Annotated in this window: 2 protein-coding genes; both read left to right on the forward strand. The window is 70.1% G+C overall.

What is annotated here, in order from left to right; translation table 11 throughout:
• On the forward strand, window positions 1-587 hold a 587-nt coding region (locus B0293_RS44210; protein ID WP_245820061.1), incomplete at its 5' end, for an NAD(P)H-dependent glycerol-3-phosphate dehydrogenase.
• A gap of 270 nt (window positions 588-857) precedes the next feature.
• Entirely contained in the window at window positions 858-1,337 is a 480-nt protein-coding gene (locus tag B0293_RS06425) for a cysteine dioxygenase (protein ID WP_005167468.1), read from the forward strand.
• The last annotated feature ends 22 nt before the right edge of the window (window positions 1,338-1,359 follow it).

The raw sequence follows: 1,359 nt of genomic DNA on the forward strand, positions 1-1,359 counted from the left end.
CGAAGGAGATCGCGCTCGGGCAGCCGGCGGCGGCGGTGCTCGCCTGCACCGACCACGACAACGCCAAGGCGATCCAGCAGGCGAGCTTCAACCAGTACTTCCGGCCGTACACCAACACCGACGTCGTCGGCTGCGAGCTGGGCGGGGCGTGCAAGAACGTCATCGCGCTCAGCTGCGGGATGGCGGCGGGGCTGGGCCTGGGCGCCAACACCGCGGCCACGCTGATCACCCGCGGGCTGGCGGAGATGGCCCGACTCGGCGCGAAACTCGGGGCCGACCCGCTGACCTTCGCCGGGCTGGCCGGCGTCGGAGACCTGGTGGCGACGTGCTCGTCGCCGTTGTCGCGCAACCGGACCTTCGGCGAGCGGCTCGGCCGGGGCGAGACGCTGGAGCAGGCACTGGCGGCCACCGGCGGTCAGGTCGCCGAGGGCGTCAAGTCGTGCACGTCGATCAGGGAACTCTCGCTGAGCCTCGGTGTCGACATGCCGATCACCGACGCGATGCACCGCGTGTGCCACGAAGGGGTCGACCCGCGGCGTGCCGGAGCCGAACTGCTCGGGCGGTCGCAGAAGCACGAGTGGTCCTAGGCGCTGTCCGCGAGAAAGACCGCAAGAACGCGACAGACCGCGTCCGATTCGTGCTGCCAGCATGGTCGTCAGGTGCGGAACTCACGGTCCACGGTATGAGATCGGTTGACCGCCGGGCTCGGCACTGGTTCGCTGAAGCCATGTTCGCACGTGGGATGACTGTGTCGCGGGGCCTCTCGGGTCTTGGTGCGGTCGCGTGCGCGTGTCGCTGTTGTCGGTGAACCCCAGCCCCGGCCCAGCTCGACACCTTCTTCTTGCGAGGACTCCTTCATGTTCGCCGTCCCGGACAACACGCTCGTCATTCCCGAAAACCCTGCCCTGCGCCACCCGGTGCGCGTCGCGCTCGAGTTCGCCGCGGACCGTGACCGCTGGCGGCACCTGCTGCGCTACGACCCCGACGAGCGGTTTTCCGCTCTCGTCGACGCCGATCAGCTCCAGGAGATCTGGCTGATGAGCTGGCTGCCCGGCCAGCAGGCCGACCTGCACGACCACGAGTTCGCCGCGGGCGCGTTCACCGTGGTCAGCGGGAAGCTCAGCGAGACCGTCGCCCGGCGCGCGTCCGACGGCCGGGCGGTGACGGAACTGCACTCGCTGTCGGAGGGCCAGTCGCGCGTCTTCGGTCCCGGCTACGTCCACGAAGTGCGCAACGACGGACCGGACCCCGCCGTCAGCGTGCACGTCTACCGGCACCAGCCCCGCGCCATGCGCCCGTACCACCTGGACCCGATCTCGGGCCCGATCCGGGACTGACCCTCCCGCGTTTCGTCCTCTG

It is taken from the genome of Amycolatopsis azurea DSM 43854 (assembly GCF_001995215.1).
GTDB lineage: Bacteria > Actinomycetota > Actinomycetes > Mycobacteriales > Pseudonocardiaceae > Amycolatopsis > Amycolatopsis azurea.

Bases quoted from the DNA above. Each gene is read 5' to 3' on its own strand.
- B0293_RS06425 (WP_005167468.1), top strand. From the start codon at position 858: ATGTTCGCCGTCCCGGACAACACGCTCGTCATTCCCGAAAACCCTGCC.